The sequence below is a fragment of the Paraplanobispora takensis genome (assembly GCF_016863195.1).
In the GTDB taxonomy this organism is placed as follows: domain Bacteria; phylum Actinomycetota; class Actinomycetes; order Streptosporangiales; family Streptosporangiaceae; genus Planobispora; species Planobispora takensis.
Window position 1 is genome coordinate 87,626 of record NZ_BOOK01000046.1, and the last position, 18,283, is coordinate 105,908.

Sequence of the window (18,283 nt, forward strand, 5' to 3'; positions counted from 1 at the left end):
CCGTTCTTGTTGACGGCTGGTCCGAGCGGGTTCAGGCTGAGGCTGTTTCGCGCCATGACTTCGCGATCTCCACTTCCCGGGGCGAAGGAGGCGAAGTGCGAGCACGTGAGGCGGTCCTGAGTGTTCACGACGCCTTTCCGGTCGAGCACTGCGAAGAACTCGTCGCCTCCCTGTGCGGATTGGACCGTTATCAGGCCTCCGACGGCATCGGCGCGGCGGCCGACCTCGTGGCGTCCGCCGCCGAACGGGCCGGCCTGCGCGAGGTCACGCTCCGCCGGTATCCGGCCGACGGGCGGGCCCGCTGGTGGACCTTCCGCGCGCCCGCCGCGTGGACACCGGTCAAGGCGACCCTGGACCTGCTCGAACCCGGCGGCGTCCGGCGGGTGGCCGAGCATCCGGCGCACCCGTACTGCCTGGCCACGTACTCGGCCGCGGCCCACGCGCGGGGCGTGCCGCTGATCGACGGCACCGATCCCGGAGCGGAGGCGCCGCCCGGCGCGCTGGTCCTGCTCCCCTCCGGGCGCGGGATCCGGCTCGGCCCGGCCATCGCCGGGCTGCAGCGTACGGAGGCCGGCGGCGTGGTCACCGACATCCCCGCCGAGCGCTGGCACGACCAGCCCGTGAGCGGCCGGCTCGAACTCGCCCGCGACTCCCGCCTCTACGCCTTCAGCGTCCCGCCCGCGACGATGGCCGTCCTGCTGCGAGCCGCCCGCGAGGGCGTCGCCGCCGCCGTCACCGTCGAGGTCACCGGGGACGCCGCGATGCCGGTGGTCGAGGCCGTCCTGCCCGGGGACGAGGCCGCCGGCGAGACGCTGTTGCTGGCCCACCTGTGCCATCCCGCCCCCGGCGCCAACGACAACGCCTCGGGCGTGGCCGCGCTCCTCGGCGTCGCGACCGCGCTGGCCGCGCTGCCGCGCCGGCCCGGCGAGGGGCCGGTCAGGTTCGTGTGGGGGCCGGAGTTCGCGGGCACGGCGGCCCACCTGCACGGCAGGCGCGGCCCGCGGCCCGCGTACGTGCTCAATCTGGACATGGTGGGCGAGGACCAGGCCGTCTGCGGCTGCCCGCTGACCGTCGAAGGCGGCCCCGGGCACGTGCCGAGCCCGCTGCCCGCGCTCGCCGCCGACTTCGCGCACCTGCTGCCGGCGCCCGCCTCCTCGTACGCGGGAGCTGTGCCGCTGCGCGCGTGGAGGTGGGAGGAGGTGCCGTTCTCCGGAGCCTCCGACCACGCGCTGTTCGCCGACCCGGCGACCGCCAGCCCGTCGCTCGCCCTCGGGCACTGGCCCGACCCCTACCGGCACACCAGCCTCGACACCCCCGACAAGGTGTCCGGCGAGGAACTGCGGCGGGCCGGCACGCTGGCCGGAGCCCTGGCCCTGTTCCTGCGCGGCATGGGCGCCGGTGACCGGCCGTACCTGCGCTCGGTGCTCACCGACTGGGCGCTCGGGCGGATGGTGGCCGCCCGCCGCCTCGCCCGCGCCGCCCGGCCCGGCAACGACGGCGTGGTCGATCCCTTCAGCCAGGACCGGCTCGGCGGCTTCCTGCGCCACCAGGCGGGGCTCGCCGCCGCCGTACTGCCCGAGCTGGCCGGGGACCTGGGCGCGCACGCCGAGGCGCTCGCCGCTCCGCACGTGCCGTCCCCTCCCCTGCCCCCGTCCCCGCAGCCGTCACGGCGGCTGGGGAACCGCTGGCCGGGGCCGTTCAACTTCGAAGGACTGCTCGACGCCGCCACGCCCGCCGACCGGGCCTGGCTCGCCGGGCAGGACGACGGCGACCCCTCCGCCTACACCAAGGCGGTCGCGCTGGCGCTGGCGCTGGCCACCGGCGCCGAGTTCGGGCAGGCCGTCGTCCAGGCCGCCTACTCGACCTGGCTCCCCATCGACCCGGCCTTCGCGGCACGCCTGATGGACGTGCTCGAAGCAGCCGACTGGCCCCGCAACGACCTCACGCAGCCCTCGTGAGGAGAGGAGGTGAACGCCATGCCCGCCACGGCGACCGTCAAGACTCAGAGCACGGTCACGACGTCGCTGGGACAGATCTTCGCCCAGCTGGCAGCCAAGCGGGAGACGGATCTGATCCGCTTCCGTACCTGCTGCGCGGACCCGCGCGCCAGCCGATGAGCTGAACGGCTCGTCGTTGAAGGGGTACGGCCGTGCGACGGCCGAGCGGCCGTGCCCCGCCTTCCCGTACAGATCCCCGACGCCCGGAGGATGCCGTGGCCGTTGACTTCCAGCTGATCGACCGGGTCGGCACGACGACCCCCCTCGCCGCCCGCCCGGGAGCCACCGTCGCCCAGGTGCTGATGGAGAACTTCGTCCCGCCGCTGTCGGTGACCGTCACCGGGCGCGGCGACGTCCCGCTCGCCGACGGCGAGCAGGTCCAGGACGGGCAGAGCTACCGGGCCAGGCTCATCGAGGGCTACGACCTGGGCGCGATCCGCCGTCTCTACACCGAGTACCCCGGCGAGGGCGGGCACGCCTACCTCAAACGCCGCCTCGTCTTCAGGGACGACGGCGACCTCACCCTGGAGCAGGCCCCCTTCACCATGCCGGACCTCGCCCACCACGTCGAGGACACCGTACGCCAGACCATCGAGCGCTTCCGGCTGGTCCGGCCCGGCGAGCCCGTGGTCCTCGGCCTGTCGGGAGGCGTGGACAGCGGCTCGCTCATGCTCGCCCTCGGCGCCCTCATCGAGCGCGGCGTGCCCGTCGACCTGATGGCCGCGACGTTCGAGGACTTCGACAGCACCTACTCCGACACCTTCGACCGGGCACACGAGCTGGCCGAGCGCTTCGGCGTCCGGCACGAGCTCATCCCCGCCGGCCTCGCCCGCTCCGTCTTCCACCTCGACCGCCCGCTCCGCGACGTGCTCCCGGCGCTCATGGAGACCGAGGACTCCCACCAGACCATGTACGTCGACCACCACACGACCCGGCGGACCCTGGAGGTCTTCGCGGCCGAGCACGGCGCCCGCACCATCGCGCTCGGCCTGCACACCACCGACCTGCTGGCGGGCCTGGTGAACGCGCAGGCCACCGGCTACCGGCTCGGCGGCATCCCGCTGCGCGCCGTGGGCGACTTCTCCTACGTCTTCCCGCTGGCGTTCGTGCCGAAGAAGGAACTGGACCTCTACTACCTGTACGCCACCGGCACGATCCCGCCGCAGAGCCCGCCGAACCCCTGGGAGTTCAATCCGCTCGACCGCAACTTCCACTACTACTTCGCCGACTTCATGCAGAGCTTCTGGCCCGGCGTCGAGCACTGGATGTTCACCGGGGCCGCGATCGCCGCCGACGAGGACAAGAAGTCCTTCGTCACCTGCGGAAACTGCCAGGGCTCACTCGACCCGCAGGGCCGCGAGTGGACGCCGGGCGACTTCTGCGACGTGTGCAGCATCCTGGCCCGCTACGACTATGTGAAGGGGGTCTGACCGGCCGTCCGGCAGCCGCGGCGGGCAGGCGGCGCGCCTCCTCGTGAACCGCGGTCAGAATGTGGCGATCGGGTTGACCGGGCTGCCGGACGTACCGGCGAAGCGGACCGGCGCGACGGCGAGGTGGAAGTCCCACTGGCCGAGATCGGCAGCCGTCGTCGCGCACGCCTCCAGGTCGCAGTTGTCGAGCATCCACAGCCCCATGGCGACGAGGCTCACGGCGTGAACCGGCATCAGCACCTCTTCGTACCCCGACGGCTGAACGTCCTGGGGGGTGTCGGCGCCGATCAGCGCGACCTGCCGTTCATGCAGCCACGGCAGGCAGGACGCGTGCCAGCCGGCCTGCGTGAAGCCGCCGGCCGCACCGCTCTCGTGCCGGAGGCGGCCGTAGCCGGTCCGCAGCAGTACCGCGTCGCCCGGTCGCACCCGCACACCCTGGCGACGCTCGGCCTCCTCGAGATCGTCGGGAGACACCCCCTGCCCCGCCTCCAGCCACGGCACATCGCGGACCCTGGCGATGTCCAGCAGGACACCACGCGTGATGATCCCGTCCGCCGCCGCCGTGACGGCCGCCCACGCCGATCCCGTCGCGGCGTCGACCAGCGAGTGCGACCGCCCGTTGTACATCGTGCCGTCCCAGAAGATGTGGCACGGCGAGTCGAGGTGGGTGAGGGTGTTGCCGTGGAAGGTGATGCCGAGCCGCTCGGACGAGAAGCCCCAGCGCCGGTCGTTGTGGAATGCGGGCACCGGCATGTTCTCGGCGCCGGGCATGTCGGCGGCGCACGGGCACGTCGTCGTCGACCGCTCCATGTCTTGCGGTACGGCGACCTCCCATGCGCACGACACGCTCCTGCCGTGGCGTACGGCCCGCGCCGCCGCCAGCCGGACGTCGTCGGTGATGTGGTTGAGAGTGCCGAGCTCGTCGTCGTCACCCCACCGTCCCCAGTTCGACAGGGTGTCGAAGTATCCGAGCACGTCGTCCTGTGTGGGCGTCGGTCGTTCTGCCGTCATCCCAGCATCGACTCCTCCGGTCACGCGGTTCGAGGCACCGCAGGCACCGTATCCCGCCCTCCGCTTGACACGCCAAGCCCCGCTGAGCCCGCACGACACGAGATCAGCGGGCCGGTCGCGCCCACGAAGGCGGCACGGTTGCGGCAGGCTGCGGCCGCGGCCCGCGACGCCGGACCCGGGGTGGTGCTTACCGGGTGCGGCCCGGCAGGGGCCAGCTCATCTCCGGCAGCATCGCCAGCGGCTCTTCTTCGCCGGGCTGCCAGTCCTCGAAGTCCAGCACCGAGGCGGCGGGCGGTGCCTTGATGGTGATTTTGGCACCCCAGCCGCTGAAGGTGGCGCTGCTGGTGATGGTGGTGCGCCAGCTGCCCTGCAGGCCTTGGGTGGATTCGGTGTAGGAGCTGACCAGCTTGCGGGTGCGCTGCTTGGCGTCCTGCCACAGCTTCCAGGAGATGCGCAAGTCGGCGGTGGCACCACGCGGCCTGTCACCCAGGCGCGCCCGCAACGACGGCGAGGCCGCGTACAGCTGGCCGACCGTGATGGAGCCGGTGCGCAAGGTCGTGGACGCGCCGTCGATCTTCCCGCCGCGGCGGGTCTTCTTCGTGGTGGTCAGCAGGCGCTTGAGAGTGGAGGGCTCCAGCACGTTGACCACTGAGGGCGACATGCTGCCGTCGCCGGACCAGCGCAGCCAGGTCTTGCCCGCAGGCAACGTGCCCGGGAAGTCCTTGCTGGAGGTGTAGGACGCATTGGGCAGGGTGATGATGCGCATGGCGCCGCTGCCGTAGCGATCGGTGTAGGTGAGGTCGGAGGCGGCCACGCCGGAGGCGTTGAACAGATAGGCGCCCGTCATCCGATTCTTGGAGGTGAAGGTCTCTCCTCCGGCGTTGACCTGCCGCTCGGTGACGCTCTCCTGCACCTTGACGCCGTGACCGGCGGTGAACTGGCGCTTGAGCGCCGGCACCGGTCCCGAGGCCGCGTGCGCGGGTGCGATCAGAGCCGGTGTAATAATCGCGGCGGCGGCCGCGGTGGTGGCAGTGGCGATCCATCGCCTCATGGAAGTACTCCCCGTAGGTCCCCTCGTCCCTGAGGGGATGGAAATCATCCGGATCCGGAAACTCCCGAAATCCGTAAATGTGTGCCTACAGAGGGTAGGTGATCCTTTATGGCGAACATCCAGCTCGGCAGGGGTATGGCGTAGATCTTTCCGCGCTGCGGTCTCTGCGGGAACCGGCGCGGCGGGAATCACAACCGCCCTCGAAGGTCACGGTGACGGTCCGGTCGTCCCCGGCGATGGAGGCCGTGATGATGCGGGCCGACCACGGCTGGTCGCCGCAGGCGCCGGTCAGCCCTCCCAGCAGCGCTGCCACCGCGGCGGACGGTGGTGCGCTCTCCGTCGGGCGTCTCCGGCACCCGATCCCGCAATGGGGCGGCCAAGGGCCACCAGCATGGCCGACCGAAACGCGCTGCCGCGGACGACGTCGAGAACGCTCTCCGCCGCGATTGGGCGGACCACGTGGGGCCGGCCGCGTTGGAGGGCCGGACGGAGTCGTGATCAGCGACCGGTTTCCGGCTCCCGGGAAGAGGACTTCCCGGGAGCCGACGGGGGCTGGTCTGTCAGGCGACGCCGGGCCAGGCCGCGGTCACCACCTCACGCCACGGCAGAACGGCTGTGCCGGGAGCGTCCTGCCTCAGCAGTTCCGCCGGGAAGGAGAACGGCGGGGCCTTGGCCGGGTTGCGCGCCGCCTGGCCGAGGATGAGATCGGTCAACTCGACGCCACCGCCCAGCCTCGGGTAGGTGAGGTGCACCCGGTCGGCATAGCCGGCGGGGAGCTTGTCGGCACCGAACGCCGCCACATCCGCCCCCGCACCGGCATGGGTGAGCGCGATCTCGGGCCGCATCCTGTCGGCGATACCGAGACTGGTGTGCAGGGCGATCGCCTCCCAGGCCAAGCGGGTCCGGTCCGCGGCCAGCCCGTGTTCGGTGAGGAACTCCGCGGCCAGGTCCGCGCCGTCCACCTCGAACCGTCCGCCTCGCTCGCCCCGCTCGGTCAGCCCGGCGTCGTGCAACATGCACGCCAGGAACAAGACCTCGTCGTCGTAGTCATGCTCGGCCCGAAGACCGTGCTGCTCCCCGATGGCCCTGCCGAACAGGTAACTGCGCACGCTGTGGGTGAAGACGGCCTGCGTGGCGATCTCCTGGACGAACCCGTACGCCGTGCGGGTCAGCGGGGTGTCGGGCATCGCGAAGCCGGTGAAGTGATCTGTCATGGGTTCGATCGTGGCCGCCGGGGGAGCGTGCGGGAAGTGGCTGTAATGCCGTAGTGCGCTAGATTCTGGCCATGCATGTGGTCGGTGTGCTGGCGATGAACGGGGTGGTCGCCTTCGACATGACGGTGCCCGCCCAGGTCTTCGGCAGTTCCACCGGTGATCGGTACCAGCCGCTGTATGAGACGCGGGTGTGCACCGTCGGCGGTGCCGTTCGAACCTCGGAGCCGTTCGGCGCGATGCGGCTGGAGACCGCCTGGGATCTGGACGACTTCGCAGCGGCCGACACCCTTGTGCTCCCTGGTCATTGGAACTTCCTGCAAGAGCCGCCCGGGGACGTCCTGGAGGCGGTACGGGCGGCGGCCGGGCGCGGCGCGCGGATCGCCTCGATCTGTGCCGGGGCGTTCCTGCTGGCTGCCACCGGGCTGCTCGACGGACGGCGGGCGACCACGCACTGGACCTACGCCGCCGAGTTGGCCCGGCGCCACCCCGCCGTCGAGGTCGACGCCTCGGTGCTGTTCACCGACAACGGCGATCTGCTCACCTCAGCCGGTGTGGCGGCAGGCATCGACCTGTGCCTGCATCTGGTCCGGCGCGATCACGGCTCGGCGGTGGCCGCTGAGACCGCTCGCCGGATAGTGATGTCACCCCAGCGCGACGGAGGCCAGGCGCAGTTCATCCGGCACGCCGATCCCCGCGACCCGGGGACCGCGCTCCAGCCCGTCCTCACCTGGATGGAGTCCAACCTGCACCGGCCGCTCAGCCTCGGCGACATCGCCCGTCACGCTTGCCTCAGCGTACGGACCCTGACCCGCCGGTTCCGTGCTCAGATCGGGACCACTCCCCTGCAGTGGCTGCTGAACGCCCGCATCCGCCGCGCCCAGCATCTGCTGGAAAGCACCGATCTGCCGATAGGCCGGATCGCCGAAGCGGTGGGCATGGGCTCTCCTGCGACACTGCGCGCCCACTTCGCCCGCGCCGTCGGCACCTCCCCTCAGACCTACCGCGCCACCTTCCGCGCTCGCCCCTGATCGGCCTCCGGGGAGAAGGAGGCGCACCGTGCCCGAGGCCGGTCCGCGGCTGATCGTTCCTCACCGGCCAGCCGGCCTACGAGCGCGGACCGTCACGGGTCCCGCCTGCGCCGCAGGCTCCGGGGACGTCGGATGAGGGCTTTCGCAGCGATGGCCGCGCCCTCGGCGGTGCGTGACTTCCGCCGCTGTTGCCTGGGCCGGACGGCCTCGGCGTTCGGTGACGCGCCGACTCCCCTGGCGATCGCCTTCACCGTACTGCACCTGACCGGATCGGCCTTCTTCAACCCGGCCGCGGTCGGGCCGGTGCCGTGGCCGGTGGGCAGGCGGCACCGGCAGGCGGCCGACTCCCCGCCGGTCATCTCCCGCAACGCCACCTCCATCCTGGCGCTCGGTACGGCCGGCGCACTGGCGGCACCGGCGGGGGCCGGGGCCACCGAGGTGGCAGGGCGATCCTGGCCGGGGTTGTGGATCGTCCACGTCTGTCTGACGAACATGATCGCGGTCTCCCCGATCCTGGTGCTGGGCCCGTACGTCGACGAGCCCCTCGGCCGGTCCCTACCGCCAGAAATCCGGTCCGCTTCTCCCCCGGGCTCTCCTGTACTGCGACGGCCGCAGCCGGATCGGCCACCGGGGTGCGCCCGCGCGGTACGCAAAGAAGGGGCGCCCACCTCGCGGTGAGCGCCCCTCCTGAGGACGTGCCTACGGCTTATTTGTAGGTGACGTCGCTCCTGGTGACCTTGCAGTTGGAGTCGTTCCAGCCTTCACCGATGTAGCTGGGCTCGCTGCCCTTGCTGACGCCCTTGTACTTGCCGCAGACGGTGGCGCCGCCGTCGACGACGAGGCGGGTGATGGTGGCGGTGTCGCCCCAGTTGCTGTTGATGCCGGCGACCATGTCGACGTCGGAGACCAGCACGTTGTCGATCTTCACGTGGCGCTGGTACGAGCTGGAGCAGTTGCCGCACGCCCGGTACAGCTTGCCGGAGCCGTTGAGGTAGAAGCCGGAGATGCTGACCGTGCCGTTGCCGTTGTGCTGGAACGTCTTGTCGGAGCCGGACTTGGCGCCGCCGCCGATGACGTAGGAGGTGCCGCCGCCGGTGCCCTTGAAGGTGGCGGCGTCCTCGCCGATGTCGTTCCACCACACGTTCTTCAGCGTGCAGGTGCCCTCGCAGTGGACGCCGTCACCGGCGGGGGAACCGATGATGACGTTCTGCAGGGTGCCACCGTTGGCGATCTTGAACATCGGGTCCTGCGACTCGCTCTGGCCGCCGTCACCGATGCAGCAGTAGGTCTTCATCCCACCGTCGAAGGTGCCGGACACGGACACGGTGCCGGAGATCTTCACCGAACCCGCCGACGACGGCCACTGACCGGTCGGAGTACCGGTACCGGGGTTGCCGGTGGGGGTGACGGTCGGGCTGGAGGTGGGGGTCGCGGTGGGAGTGGCGGTCGGGTTCGAGCCGCCGCCCGCGTACGTCTCGAACTCGGCGATCCGCGGTGCGCTGGACGCGCCGGTGATGTTGAAAGTGAGCTTCTTCAACGAGGTCGAGGAGAAGGAGATGGTGCTCGGGTTACCGCTGCCGCTGGCCAGGACGGAGCCGTTGTCGCCGTTGAGCAGACGCCACGAGCCGATGGAGCCGCCACCGGAGGCCTGCTTGATGACGGCGCTGCTCACCCTCGTGGCACCGCCCCACTTGACCGAGACGGAGCCGGTCGAGCTGCTGGGCGACCAGTAGGTGCTCGTGTTGCCGTCCTTGACGTTGCCGTAGCTGGTGCCGCTGGCCTTGCTGGAGCCGTCGGCGCCGCCGCTCAGGCTCAGGTTGGTCTCCATTGTGGCAGCCGACACGGGGAGCGTCATGGCGACCACCAGACCGCCGACCATGGTCGCGGCCGCTGCGATGGCAACCGTCAGACGGGTCCGGCGCCGACGCCGTTTCACGTCGGTTACGGATGTTTCCACTGTTCCTCCATGCTGCCGCCAGGCATGTCGACGGCGGGGGTTGATGTGGGGGTGCGCTCTCCTGGCGAGGGGCTCGGAAAACGCTTTTCCTCGGAGAGGTGCCTGGAAAACGCTTTCCTGGCGGGAACGTAATACCTCCCGTGCGTCCGAGTCAATAGGACGAAGAAGCCAAGAAAGATCATTCAGGGAGGCGGATCGAGTACGCCGGAAAGGAAATAACCGCAGGTCAGACCCTGGAGATGGAAGCCGAGGTTTCGGTTGTGGATAACCGTTCCCGGTGTGGGGCCGAATCGGTTCCCGCAGCGGCCCAACCGCGCTGACCTGTTCAGACGCCGCCTCGAGAACCGGACAGAGTCCAGGTTCCGTCCGGTCGGCCACCGCGGAGTTCACTCCGCCGGAGAATCCTCACCGCAGGCGTCCCCGGGTTCGGCGCCGGGCGTGCGAGTCCCGCATCAGATGCGAACCGCGACGGCCATCGCGCCGCAAGAGCTAACCCCGCCCGCCCCGGCAGGAACCGCCGTTCGTGCCGATCACCCCCGGGTGGTCGAACACGGCGCGGCCGATGTGGGGCGGTGGCCGGATTCCCCGCGGATCGATCCGGCGGTGGCCCAATCCGCCGGGACAACGCCTTGGCCAGTGCGTGCTACAGCTCGGCCGTCGTCATGGCCGTCATCAGGACGATCATTTTGAAATCAGCATCCCGATCACTCAGCAAGATCTCGCCGGCTGGGCGGGGGTATCGCGGAAAACCGTTGAACGCGTGCTGCGTTCGTGGCGGCGGCGCGGTGTAGTGGCAACACACCGTCGTAAGGTGATCGTCCCGAAAATGGCCATGCTTCTTAGCATGGCCGGAAACAGTGCGCATGGAGCGGAAGCGGGCAGCGGCTCTCTCGCCTCAGCAAGAAAGAGCAGGACTTAGTGCCGACGGCCATGGCGCGCCTAGCGTGATAGCTGGGGCATGGGCGGCCACTCGGACACAGCGCCAGCGTAGTGTTGAGAATGGCCCGAGATGTCTAGTTTATGAGTTGCGATAATAGAATTATCGCAACTCAGCAATCGCCGGAATGGCCATGATTGCCCATCCCTGCCCGGCAGGGCCGTGACAACGCCGCAGCGCCGGTGCACCCTAAAGGACGCTTTACACGGAAAGCCTGAAAAGCGAAGATCGGAATTTCAATAACACGCTAATGGCCTGCCGCTCGATTCCCCGTGAGTGAATCCCCGCATGACGCTCACCCCGGGTCGGCACAGGAGATCCGTCTGCCCTCACCCGAGGGTCTGACCGCCGTCGACGACCAGGACGCTGCCGGTCACGTAGGGGTTGGCCATCAGAAACAGGGCCGCGGCGGCCACCTCCTGCGAGCCGGCCAGCCGCCCCAGCGGCGTTGCCGTACCGGCGGCCACGATCGCCGAATCTGCGGCTTCGGAGTCCAGATCGGTCCCATGGCCGAGGAAGGAGCGGGTCAGCGGCGTGTCGGTGCCACCCGCGCGGACCGTGTTGACGCGGATGCGCTGCGGCGCCAGTTCCACGGCCAGGCCCCGGGTCAGGGCCTCGATCGCGCCCAGGCCGGCGGCGGCCAGCGCGCTACCCGGCTGCGGGCGCTGGATGAAGTCACCCGACAGGAAGGTGAGTGATCCGCCGGCGGGAAGCCGGGACTCGGTGACGCGGGCCGCGGTGTAGGCGGCCCACAGCCGGCTGTCCACCACGACCGCCCCCTGCTTGCGGTCCATCTGCGCCAGCGGGCCCATCACCAGCGTCCCGGCGGTGACCAGCACATGGTCGATCGAATCGATCGGGGCCAGCGCAAGCCGCATCGCCTCCTCATCGCCGGCGTCGGCCACCCGGGTGAGGACGCCGTCGTCCGGCCCGGGCGCTGCCGCGCGGATGGCCGCGGCCGCGGCGGCCAGCCGCATCTCGTCACGAGCAACCACGATCACCCGCGCACCGACGGCGCGCAGCAGCAGACCGGCCGCGAGGCCGATCCCGGAACTGCCACCGGCCAACACGATCGTCCGTCCCGCCAGGGCGTGCGGCAGCGGAGTCGAGACGGGAACCGGCGACCTGCTCATGCGCTTCCTCCTGCACTCGGTCGCGCCCTGTCGGCGCGGTGTCCGGTACCGAAGCTACGCAGTGGCCATGCGACCATCCATGACGGAAACGCTTGGATTCCTAGCAGATCGTCTCACTTTCACGGCTACCATCACCGCGTGGACGTACTCAACGATGTGCTCACAGCAACACGGATCGGCGGTGGCGTCTCCGGCCGCCTGATCGCCCGGGCGCCGTGGGGACTGCACTTCGATGGCGGCGGCGCCAACTTTCACATCATCGTCCGAGGAGAGTGCTGGCTGCGGCTGGACGGCGATGCCGAACCCGTGCTCCTGCGGGAAGGTGACGTGACGCTGCTCCCCGACGGCGCCTCCTACTGTGCCGCCGACCACCCCGACCGGGCCACGGTGCCGTTCACCGGCGTCCTGGCCGCCCATGATCACCCCAACATCGCCTCGGTGGGCGGCACCGGCGCAGAAACAGTGATCATCTGTGGCGTCTACGACTTCGGCGCCGATCTGACCCACCCCCTGCTGTCGGCGCTGCCCCGGCTGGTGCACCTACCCGCAGCGCACGCACCCCGCGGCGGTCCCGTCGACAGCGCCACCCGCCTGCTTGCCGCCGAACTCGACCACCCCGGCCCCGGCGCGCAGGGCGTCGCCGCCAGGCTCGTGGACGTACTGCTGGTCTACATCCTGCGCGCCTGGCAGGAACAGCACGACCCTCCGACCACGGGCTGGTTCGGCGCACTCCACGACCCCCAAGTCGGGCATGCCTTGACACTCATGCACCAAGCACCTGAGCAACGCTGGACCGTGGCGCGCCTTGCCACCGCGGTCGGGCTGTCCCGAGCGGCCTTCGCACGCCGCTTCGCCATGCTGGCGGGGGAACCACCCCTGACCTACCTGACCCGCTGGCGCATGATCACCGCCGCGATCCTCCTGAAGGAAAGCACCGAACCGCTATCGGCCATCGCCAACCGCGTCGGCTACGAGTCCGAATTCGCGTTCGCCCGCACCTTCCGCCGCGCCCATGGTCAGCCCCCCGGCCGCTACCGAGCCCAGGCCCATCCCCGGCCTTGAGCCCGACGCCCCTGGACGCCACCTCATGGGAAGACGGGCTCCGGGTTCGATGGCCCCGACGTTTGGGGGGTGAATGATCCAGGCGGTGGGGAGGGCACCGGGGGCCGTGCCGGGCAGCACCGTCAGCATGCCGCGCCCGGTGTTCTCGCCCGACGCGCCGACCAGCAACTCGCCCTTGCCGTCCCCGGCGACGTCCAGGACGGCGACGGCCACCCCGAAGCGGTCGCCGGCTGCGGATTGCTCGGGCAGCGGGCCGACAGCCGGATCGGCGCTGTCGCCGTCTTGGCTGGTGAGCCGCACGCCGGCAGTCGGCGGCCCGGGCGGCACACCTGCCTAAGGTGATCTTCGGCCTGCCGGCCCGCTGACCTCCGCACCGACCACGACCCGGGTGGCCGGTTCCTACGACATCTCCTGTGCGATCAGGCTGCACGCACACCGGCCGGCACCGCGACGGTGGACGCCCGCGATGCGGCGAAGTCCTCCGGCACCTGCGTGGGCTTGGGATCGAAGGTGACGTCAGGGCGCGGCGAGACCGTGGGATAGGGCGTGGGCGAGCCGGTGGGCGAAGCGGTCGGGCGTGGCGTGGGAGAGCACGTCGGGGGGTTGGTCGGGTTCGGCGTCGGCAGGGGCGTGACCAGACAACTCGGACGCGGCGTCGGCGAGCTGTCGGCTACCGCCGTCGGAACACTCAAAGCGGTAGCCAGCACAGACAACGCTGCCATGGAAAGAATCTTGCCTATGCGCATGACGCCAGCATCCCGACGCCGACTTGGATCTTGGTTGTAACTGAAAGGTCGACCCAAGAGATCGGCCTGGCCGAAGCGGAGAACACCGCACCGGATAGGCCACTGATCCGACAACTGACATCCTCACCGCTGAGCCGGCGCCCCGGGACCGGCCGGTGTCACAGCGGCTATCGGCCGGACCTACAGCCCCACACACTTCAGGGCCCGCCGGTAAGCCGCGATGCTGTTGTCCTGATCGGCGACGGTGCGCACGATGACTCCGGGCCGGCTGCCGTGGACCAGGGGCGGGCTCCTGCACCGTACCCACCACGATCTGCGCGGCCTGCTGTCGTCGGCATGCACTCGATGACATCGCCGCCGAGGGCGTGGAGAAGAAGTCCCCGGACGGCCTTGCCTATGTCGCCCGCCCCTCAGCCCGCCCCGGGAATCGCTGCCGGCGGGCCTCGAAACGCGCCCTCTGCTCGGCCAGCTTCTGGCGCCGGTCGTTCAGCTCAAGCTGCCGCACCGCGGCCTTTGCCGCCATCAGTCTTGCCCGGTGCGCCAGTTCCTTCGCCGACTCCGCCCGCGCCCTGGCCACCAGCGCCCACACCGCCATACAGGTCGCACAGCAGCCATCGCTCATGTGTCGATGGTTCCACCGCCAGGGTGAGCGCAACCCCACTATGCCGTCTTCGGCGGGGGCCCCAACTCCGCGATGATCGCGACTATCGCGCCCAGGACCCGTCGATGGCTCCAGGCAGCGCCGGCTCCTTTCGCCCGCCTCCTGTCATGGCTCCGTCGAAGTGGTGCCGGCTCAAGGGATCTGGTGCGAACGGAGCGATGATCTGGTTGTCCCGTCTCATTCAATTCTGCGAGCACCTGGGCCGCCGGCTGTCCGGCGCCATCGGGCACCTGGCCGTACGGCTACGCCCGGGCGGAAGGCCATCAGCCAGAGGGCGAGTGAGACGACAAGAGCCCGCAGCCGGTGATCAGGTGCGAGGGGTGCACGGCACCCGCGACGGTGAGCCGTGCACCCGCGCGGTGGCTCAGCCGGCGTTGTACGCGACGGCGACGTCGAGGACCCAGGTGACGCCGAAACGGTCCCGGAGCATGCCGTAGAGCGGGGTCCAGCCGGCCGGGCCGAGGTCCTCGATGACGGTGGCGCCGTCGGACAGGCCCTTCCAGTAGGTGGTGATCTCCCCGGCGTCCTCTCCGCGGACGGAGACGAAGAACGCCCGGTCGCCGGCGTCGTAGGCCTGCTCCTCACGCACGTCGTAGGCCATGACGTGGAAGCCGTTGGCGGCCCGGACCTCGCCCCACGAGATCCGGTCGGCGTCGGCCGGGTGCTGCACCTGCTGGGCGTCGGCGTTGGTGAACGCGACGAGGTGGCCGCCGAAGACGGACTGGTAGAACTCCAGCGCCGGACGGGCGCTGTCCCGGAAGTTCAGGTGAACGGTAGTGGTGATGCTCATGGTGACTCCGTCGAATCAGGTTCTCTGGTTGCAGGTCCGAGATTCGCAGCGGTAGGTGCCAGGATGTGTCACCTACCTGAGACAGAATCACATTCATGCCGAAAACCTCCGCCCGCCTGCTGGCTCTGCTGTCGCTGTTGCAGACCCGCCGCGACTGGCCCGGCACGGTGCTGGCCGACCGTCTCGGCATCAGCCTGCGCACTGTGCGCCGCGACGTCGACCGGCTGCGCGAGCTCGGCTATCCCATCACCGCCGTCAAAGGCCCCGACGGGGGCTACCGGCTCAGCGCCGGCACCGAACTGCCCCCGCTGCTGTTCGACGACGAACAGGCCGTCGCCCTCACCGTCGCCCTGCAGATCGCCGCCACCACCGAAGGCAACGGCCTCGCCGAACCCGCCGCGCGCGCCCTGAACACCCTTCGCCAGGTCATGCCCGCCCGGCTGCGAAACCGTGTCGACGCCTTGGAGGTCACCGCTGTCGGACGGTCCGCCAGCCGCCCGGCCGCACCCGTCGACGCCACCGTGCTGCTTGCGATCAGCGCCGCGGTCCACGCCCATGAGACCCTGCGATTCGACTACGGCACCCAGGGTGCGCACGCGCCCCCGCGCCGCGCCGAGCCGCACCACGTCATCACGTGGGACGGACGCTGGTACGTCATCGCCTGGGATCTCGACCGCCAGGACTGGCGCACCTTCCGCGCCGACCGGATCGTGCCGCGCACTCCCAACGGACCTCGCTTCACCCCCAGAGCGCTGCCCGGCGGTGACGTGGCCGCTTTCATCACCAGCCGGTTCCAAGGCTCCGCCGACGCCTCCGACCGCTGGCCCTGCCAAGGCACGGTCATCCTCGACCTGCCCGCCGCCGCTGTGGCCCTCTACACCCGCGACGGCATCGTCGAGGAAATCACTCCTGACCGCTGCAAGCTCACTGTCGGGTCATGGTCCTGGCCCAGCCTCGCCGCCGCCGTCGCCCGCTACGACGCCGACATCGAAGTCGTCGGGCCCCACGAACTCACGCAGGCCTTCGCACGCCTGGCCCGCCGATTCACCAAGACCGCAGCCCGGCGGAGGTCTACACCGATCTCATCAGGGTCGACGGTGCGTTGACCCCTCGAGCCCACCATCGTTTCCGGGACGGCCGGAGTGCGTCGCCTCCCGCCTACCGTTGGGGCATGACGCGCAAGGAGATCGATGTTCAAGCCTACGAACGCGATCTGATCCCGATGTTGAAGCACTGCGGGATTTATGCGCAACCGCATGGCGCTCACCTACACCGCCGAGCGCTGCGCGTTATCTGCGGCGCTTGGGTGCGCTCAGTATGTCGCTGAACTCATCGACGGCCGGCCCCCGACCCGGCTTCGCCTTCGGCGCGGTGATCGTCATCGGCTTGTCCCAGTTGCGGTACTGGGTGCCCAGGCGCGCCTGGGTGATCCGGCCCTCTCCCAGTCCTGCGGCGTTGACGCGCGGAGGCACGTCAAAACTCCACAAGACCCGGTACGGCCAGCCGCGGTCGTCGTACATGTAGGTCCAGCTCACCTCGGAGGCGCCCAGGGCCGCGGCCGGCGGCCTCGCGAAAGCTCGGCGAGACGCGATACAGCTGCTTGAGCGTGATCGTCCCGGTCAGGTCGTAGATCTGCTGCCGGCGTCCGGTGGTGTTGTCCTTGGTCCACGGGTGGACGATCTTGCGGTCCGTGGTGGACAGCAGCGCGCGCAGCGTGGCCGGCTCCAGAACGTTGATGAACTGATCGCCGTAGGCAGCGGCGGCGCCGCTGGCGCGGCCGGTGCGCACCCAGGATGTGGCCCGCGGCGCCAGCTGGTACTGCCAGCCGCCCACGCTGACGGTGCGCAACCTGCCCACCGAGGCCAGCACGCCGGCGAAGTAGGGGTCGGTGGCCGCCTCATCCACGATCAGCTCCTTGTGATCGCCGATGCTCAAGCGGCGGGTGTGCTCTGAGGCGATCACGCCGGCGCGTCCCAGCTTGACCTTGCCGGTGCCCTGTACGCCCATGCCGACGCCGATGATGGTGTTTCGGCCGTTGCTCAGCTGCACATGCCGTTTGAGGTCGGTGGAGGCGTTGCCGTAGAACTCGGTGGTCGCGCCGGCGCCGCGGGCCATCAGCAGCCGCAGGGCCGCTACCGGGTCGGGTCCGGCGGCGTGGGCCGGGGCGATGGCAGGAGCGACGGTGGTGGCGGTCGCAAGGGTCAAGGCGACGACGAGGGGGTGCATGCCGGACATCCAAGCTGGGGGAGTACAGATCGATCTTTTGTGGGGTGACTGTAGCGTGCGGGCACATGCTCGTCGGCGTCCGGATACGCCTTCGCCTCGCCTCGAGCGGCGAAGATCAATGGTCCTCGATCGCTGGTCGAACTACATGAGATCGGTGCCGTGCTGCGCGACACCACTGACGACCCCGGCCCGGAGGCGCGCCTGGCCGAGGCCGGCGAGTGTATGAGACGGATAGTCGATCTCCTGCAGAAAGCCGACTTGCAGGCCCGGCGCTCCCATGTCGCGATCGGCCGTATCGTGCAGGCCGACCCTGCCCCCGACGCCGTCGCAGATCGACCCATAGCGTTACGGGGTTCAGCAGAGCAACGGAACACCCCTCGGTCGACGAGCTCGGTCGCACGTTGATCTACCGGTGTCCCGTTGTCTCGTTCAACCCTCTTGACGCACGGTCTCGCCCCCGCAGCGGCGTTGTCGATCGCGGTCATCACCGAAAAAGTGCCACTGGCCCATCGGTCGCCTGCTCCTACTCGGCGCGCGTGCCGCTCCCCCGGTCCCGCCGAGGCCAGGCGGTGACGATGGTCCCGGCCGGTGGTGGAGGCGGCCAGATGCGACGGCGGCCCCGTCCTGGAGGACAGGGCCGCGCAGCCGGGGTTGAACTTGGGAGGTCAGCAGCCTTCCAGGCCCCACCGGCTCATGACGGGGGTGTCCTTCTTGTGTAGTTCTCCCGTGGTGTAGGGCGGCACGCTCTGGCACCAGCCCCAGGTCCGCTCCGAGCCGGTACCGATCCACGCCCGCACCATTGGCGAGCTCCCGCCGCCGCAGTTGCGGTAGGAGACGTACTGCACGCGGTTGTACACATAGGAGCTTGCACCGCACGGCTCGGCCTGGGCCGGACTGGCCGGGACGGTGAGCGTCGCTCCGATGAGTGCCGCAACGGCCGCTGCCCGCATGAGGTGCTTCATGGGTCCTCCTCCCGGTCCCGGACACCCGGGACGATCATGGCCTCAAGTCTGCGAGCCGGCTCCTGCCGAAACCCTGCA

The 18,283-nt window shown here is 70.1% G+C and carries 19 protein-coding genes; 8 read left to right on the top strand and 11 right to left on the bottom strand.

What is annotated here, in order from left to right:
- Positions 1-95: 95 nt before the first annotated feature.
- The 3 genes from Pta02_RS30215 to Pta02_RS30225 all read left to right on the top strand — a co-directional run bounded on the left by Pta02_RS30215 (position 96) and on the right by Pta02_RS30225 (position 3,427).
- Positions 96-1,958: a DUF4910 domain-containing protein gene (locus Pta02_RS30215; protein ID WP_203878369.1), complete on the top strand. Its 1,863-nt coding sequence runs from the start codon at positions 96-98 to the stop codon at positions 1,956-1,958.
- Positions 1,959-1,967: 9 nt separating this feature from the next.
- Positions 1,968-2,117, top strand: a complete 150-nt coding sequence (locus Pta02_RS30220; RefSeq protein WP_203878370.1) for a hypothetical protein — start codon at positions 1,968-1,970, stop codon at positions 2,115-2,117.
- A 95-nt stretch (positions 2,118-2,212) separates the two neighbouring features.
- Positions 2,213-3,427 (top strand): asparagine synthase-related protein, encoded by a 1,215-nt coding sequence (locus tag Pta02_RS30225; RefSeq protein ID WP_203878371.1) that lies wholly within the window; start codon positions 2,213-2,215, stop codon positions 3,425-3,427.
- A gap of 54 nt (positions 3,428-3,481) precedes the next feature.
- Here the strand turns inward: Pta02_RS30225 and Pta02_RS30230 are convergent, their stop codons facing one another.
- The 3 genes from Pta02_RS30230 to Pta02_RS30240 all read right to left on the bottom strand — a co-directional run bounded on the left by Pta02_RS30230 (position 3,482) and on the right by Pta02_RS30240 (position 6,703).
- A complete protein-coding gene (locus Pta02_RS30230; RefSeq protein ID WP_203878372.1) occupies positions 3,482-4,438 on the bottom strand; it encodes a cyclase family protein in 957 nt (318 codons plus the stop codon).
- 187 nt (positions 4,439-4,625) lie between these two features.
- Entirely contained in the window at positions 4,626-5,489 is an 864-nt protein-coding gene (locus Pta02_RS30235) for a hypothetical protein (RefSeq protein WP_203878373.1), read from the bottom strand.
- 560 nt (positions 5,490-6,049) lie between these two features.
- Positions 6,050-6,703 (bottom strand): HD domain-containing protein, encoded by a 654-nt coding sequence (locus Pta02_RS30240; protein WP_203878374.1) that lies wholly within the window; start codon positions 6,701-6,703, stop codon positions 6,050-6,052.
- 71 nt (positions 6,704-6,774) lie between these two features.
- Here Pta02_RS30240 and Pta02_RS30245 point away from each other — a divergent pair, with 71 nt between their 5' ends.
- Positions 6,775-7,731, top strand: coding sequence for a GlxA family transcriptional regulator (locus tag Pta02_RS30245; RefSeq protein WP_203878375.1), 957 nt, complete (start codon positions 6,775-6,777; stop codon positions 7,729-7,731).
- A gap of 132 nt (positions 7,732-7,863) precedes the next feature.
- Positions 7,864-8,409, top strand: a complete 546-nt coding sequence (locus Pta02_RS30250) for a hypothetical protein (RefSeq protein WP_203878376.1) — start codon at positions 7,864-7,866, stop codon at positions 8,407-8,409.
- Positions 8,410-8,437: 28 nt separating this feature from the next.
- On the opposite strand, the gene Pta02_RS30255 is transcribed toward Pta02_RS30250, so the two are convergent.
- Positions 8,438-9,559 (bottom strand): pectate lyase, encoded by a 1,122-nt coding sequence (locus Pta02_RS30255; RefSeq protein WP_203878377.1) that lies wholly within the window; start codon positions 9,557-9,559, stop codon positions 8,438-8,440.
- Between the two features lie 691 nt (positions 9,560-10,250).
- Here Pta02_RS30255 and Pta02_RS42365 point away from each other — a divergent pair.
- Positions 10,251-10,607 (top strand): Crp/Fnr family transcriptional regulator, encoded by a 357-nt coding sequence (locus Pta02_RS42365; RefSeq protein ID WP_373872424.1) that lies wholly within the window; start codon positions 10,251-10,253, stop codon positions 10,605-10,607.
- Positions 10,608-10,954: 347 nt separating this feature from the next.
- Here the strand turns inward: Pta02_RS42365 and Pta02_RS30265 are convergent, their stop codons facing one another.
- Entirely contained in the window at positions 10,955-11,758 is an 804-nt protein-coding gene (locus tag Pta02_RS30265) for an SDR family oxidoreductase (protein WP_203878379.1), read from the bottom strand.
- Positions 11,759-11,896: 138 nt separating this feature from the next.
- Here Pta02_RS30265 and Pta02_RS30270 point away from each other — a divergent pair, with 138 nt between their 5' ends.
- Positions 11,897-12,820, top strand: a complete 924-nt coding sequence (locus tag Pta02_RS30270) for an AraC family transcriptional regulator (RefSeq protein WP_203878380.1) — start codon at positions 11,897-11,899, stop codon at positions 12,818-12,820.
- Here Pta02_RS30270 and Pta02_RS42370 read toward each other — a convergent pair.
- From Pta02_RS42370 to Pta02_RS30280, 3 genes are all read right to left on the bottom strand, one after another.
- Positions 12,701-13,147: an FG-GAP repeat protein gene (locus Pta02_RS42370; RefSeq protein ID WP_373872423.1), complete on the bottom strand. Its 447-nt coding sequence runs from the start codon at positions 13,145-13,147 to the stop codon at positions 12,701-12,703. The genes Pta02_RS30270 and Pta02_RS42370 overlap by 120 nt on opposite strands.
- 92 nt (positions 13,148-13,239) lie before the next feature.
- Positions 13,240-13,566: a hypothetical protein gene (locus Pta02_RS30275; RefSeq protein WP_203878381.1), complete on the bottom strand. Its 327-nt coding sequence runs from the start codon at positions 13,564-13,566 to the stop codon at positions 13,240-13,242.
- Between the two features lie 1,025 nt (positions 13,567-14,591).
- Entirely contained in the window at positions 14,592-15,017 is a 426-nt protein-coding gene (locus Pta02_RS30280) for a VOC family protein (RefSeq protein WP_203878382.1), read from the bottom strand.
- Between the two features lie 95 nt (positions 15,018-15,112).
- Between Pta02_RS30280 and Pta02_RS30285 the strand changes: the two genes are divergently transcribed.
- Positions 15,113-16,123, top strand: coding sequence for a helix-turn-helix transcriptional regulator (locus Pta02_RS30285; RefSeq protein WP_203878383.1), 1,011 nt, complete (start codon positions 15,113-15,115; stop codon positions 16,121-16,123).
- Between the two features lie 183 nt (positions 16,124-16,306).
- Here Pta02_RS30285 and Pta02_RS30290 read toward each other — a convergent pair whose 3' ends face one another.
- The 3 genes from Pta02_RS30290 to Pta02_RS30300 form a co-directional block, all read right to left on the bottom strand.
- Positions 16,307-16,489, bottom strand: coding sequence for a hypothetical protein (locus tag Pta02_RS30290; RefSeq protein ID WP_203878384.1), 183 nt, complete (start codon positions 16,487-16,489; stop codon positions 16,307-16,309).
- A 1-nt stretch (position 16,490) separates the two neighbouring features.
- Positions 16,491-17,243: a hypothetical protein gene (locus tag Pta02_RS30295; RefSeq protein ID WP_203878385.1), complete on the bottom strand. Its 753-nt coding sequence runs from the start codon at positions 17,241-17,243 to the stop codon at positions 16,491-16,493.
- Between the two features lie 665 nt (positions 17,244-17,908).
- A complete protein-coding gene (locus Pta02_RS30300) occupies positions 17,909-18,205 on the bottom strand; it encodes a hypothetical protein (protein ID WP_203878386.1) in 297 nt (98 codons plus the stop codon).
- Positions 18,206-18,283 lie beyond the last annotated feature (78 nt).

Coding starts and splice junctions, on each gene's coding strand:
- Pta02_RS30255 (WP_203878377.1), bottom strand. CDS start 9,559: ATGGAGACCAACCTGAGCCTGAGCGGCGGCGCCGACGGCTCCAGCAAG.
- Pta02_RS30275 (WP_203878381.1), bottom strand. CDS start 13,566: ATGCGCATAGGCAAGATTCTTTCCATGGCAGCGTTGTCTGTGCTGGCT.
- Pta02_RS30240 (WP_203878374.1), bottom strand. CDS start 6,703: ATGACAGATCACTTCACCGGCTTCGCGATGCCCGACACCCCGCTGACC.
- Pta02_RS30300 (WP_203878386.1), bottom strand. CDS start 18,205: ATGAAGCACCTCATGCGGGCAGCGGCCGTTGCGGCACTCATCGGAGCG.
- Pta02_RS30235 (WP_203878373.1), bottom strand. CDS start 5,489: ATGAGGCGATGGATCGCCACTGCCACCACCGCGGCCGCCGCCGCGATT.
- Pta02_RS30285 (WP_203878383.1), top strand. CDS start 15,113: ATGCCGAAAACCTCCGCCCGCCTGCTGGCTCTGCTGTCGCTGTTGCAG.
- Pta02_RS30295 (WP_203878385.1), bottom strand. CDS start 17,243: ATGCACCCCCTCGTCGTCGCCTTGACCCTTGCGACCGCCACCACCGTC.
- Pta02_RS30250 (WP_203878376.1), top strand. CDS start 7,864: ATGAGGGCTTTCGCAGCGATGGCCGCGCCCTCGGCGGTGCGTGACTTC.
- Pta02_RS30280 (WP_203878382.1), bottom strand. CDS start 15,017: ATGAGCATCACCACTACCGTTCACCTGAACTTCCGGGACAGCGCCCGT.
- Pta02_RS30230 (WP_203878372.1), bottom strand. CDS start 4,438: ATGACGGCAGAACGACCGACGCCCACACAGGACGACGTGCTCGGATAC.
- Pta02_RS30245 (WP_203878375.1), top strand. CDS start 6,775: ATGCATGTGGTCGGTGTGCTGGCGATGAACGGGGTGGTCGCCTTCGAC.
- Pta02_RS30265 (WP_203878379.1), bottom strand. CDS start 11,758: ATGAGCAGGTCGCCGGTTCCCGTCTCGACTCCGCTGCCGCACGCCCTG.
- Pta02_RS42365 (WP_373872424.1), top strand. CDS start 10,251: ATGTGGGGCGGTGGCCGGATTCCCCGCGGATCGATCCGGCGGTGGCCC.